Genomic DNA, 1,688 nt, shown 5'->3' with positions numbered 1-1,688 from the left:
TGTCCAGGCCGCGCAGCGACAGCGTCGGGCCAAGCCAGTCGCTCTCGCCGGTGTGGTTGAAGACGAGGTCGAGGATGACGCCGATGCCAGCCTCACGCAGCACGGCGACCGTGTTTCGCAACTCCATGATGCCGCCCGGCGCCAAACGCGGATCGAGGGCCATGAAAGTCACGGGATTGTAGCCCCAGGCGTTGCGCAGCCCGAGCGGCGGCAAATGTCGCTCGTCAATCCACGCGGTCACCGGCATCAGTTCGACCGCGTCAACCCCCAGTTTTTTCAGATGCTCGATAACCGCCGGGTGAGCAAGTGCGGCGACTGTTCCGCGCAATTTTTCGGGAATGTCCGGATGCAGCATGGTGAAGGCGCGCACCGGCACTTCGTAAATAAGGCCGCCCGGCTGGAATAGCGGCGGGGCAGCCTGCACCGGCTTCGGCAGCGCAGCGGCAATCGCCTTCGGCATCAGCGGTGCGGTATCGGCGCCCTCGCCCCGGCGCTGGGCCAGCCGCCAGTCATAGACATAGGACCTGTCGATCTCGACGGCATATGGATCGGTCAGGAGCTTGGCGGGATCGAACCACAGTCCGCGTTCCGGCGCGTAGTCGCCATCGGCGCGAAAGCCGTAGCGGATGCCCTGGCCAAGGCCCGCAATGAACAGCGCATGGACGCCCTCACCTTCCGGCTGCAGTTCGAGCCGTTCGATTTCCCGGTTGCCCTGCTCGTCGAAGATCGAGACCCAAAGCCGACGGGCGGCCTGCGACCAGGCGGCAAAGCGGATGCCTTCGCGGGTGACGGTGGCGCCGAGCTGGGTCATGCAGTCTCCCCCTTCGCCCCTTGTGGGAGAAGGTGTCGCCGAAGGCGACGGATGAGGGATGTTCCCGCTTGGCAAGGACAGCGATCCTTCGCGCACCCCTCAACCGTCTCGGCGCTACGCGCCGATCCACCGCCCTGGGGCGAGCCACGGGTCTCGCCCCGTCCTTCGAACCCCACAAGGGGAGAAGGGAAAGCGCGAACCGCCACCCTCAAGTAATCACGCTTGGCTTGGGGCGGCCGGTATGGCTGTGAATCCCGGCAATATCATCGGCTGCGGCTATCAGATCGGCAAGGGCGGCCTGGGTGTCGAGGTCGTGCCTCGACTTGTCCGGCTCGTAACGTTCGATGTAGACGCGCAGCGTCGCGCCCGACGTGCCGGTGCCGGAGAGGCGGAAGACGACCCGCGAACCACCTTCGAACAGCACCCTGATGCCCTGATGCTCGCTGATCGAACCGTCGACCGGATCGCGATAGGCAAAATCGTCGGCGCTGGCGATTTTCATGCCGCGAGCGCTGGTACCCGGCAGCGCGCCGAGCTTGGCGCGCAGTTCGTCGACCAATGCGTTGGCGCGGTCGCTCTCAACCTCTTCATAATCGTGCCGCGAATAGTAGTTGCGACCGTAGGTCGCCCAGTGCTCAGTGACGATCTGCTTGCAGCTTTCGCCGCGCGCGGCAAGGATGTTGAGCCACAAAAGCACCGCCCATAGGCCGTCCTTTTCGCGGACATGGTTGGAGCCGGTGCCCGCACTCTCCTCGCCGCAGATCGTCGCCATGTCGGCATCCAGCAGATTGCCGAAGAACTTCCAGCCGGTCGGCGTCTCATAGAGGGCGATGCCGAGTTTTTCAGCGACGCGGTCGGCAGCGCCACTGGTCGGCAT

General features: G+C 64.9%; 2 protein-coding genes. Both read right to left on the bottom strand.

What is annotated here, in order from left to right:
- The coding region (locus tag EN939_RS33085) for an alpha-amylase family glycosyl hydrolase (protein ID WP_245473261.1) at positions 1–811 on the bottom strand (811 nt) is incomplete at its 3' end.
- A gap of 208 nt (positions 812–1,019) precedes the next feature.
- Positions 1,020–1,688: alpha-D-glucose phosphate-specific phosphoglucomutase (locus EN939_RS33080; RefSeq protein ID WP_127271696.1), on the bottom strand; the 669-nt coding region annotated here is incomplete at its 5' end.

Source organism: Mesorhizobium sp. M7A.F.Ca.CA.002.05.1.1 (genome assembly GCF_003998335.1).
Taxonomy (GTDB): Bacteria; Pseudomonadota; Alphaproteobacteria; order Rhizobiales; family Rhizobiaceae; genus Mesorhizobium.
The sequence above is the reverse complement of the archived record's forward strand: the minus strand, read 5'-3'. Positions and strand labels throughout refer to the sequence as shown.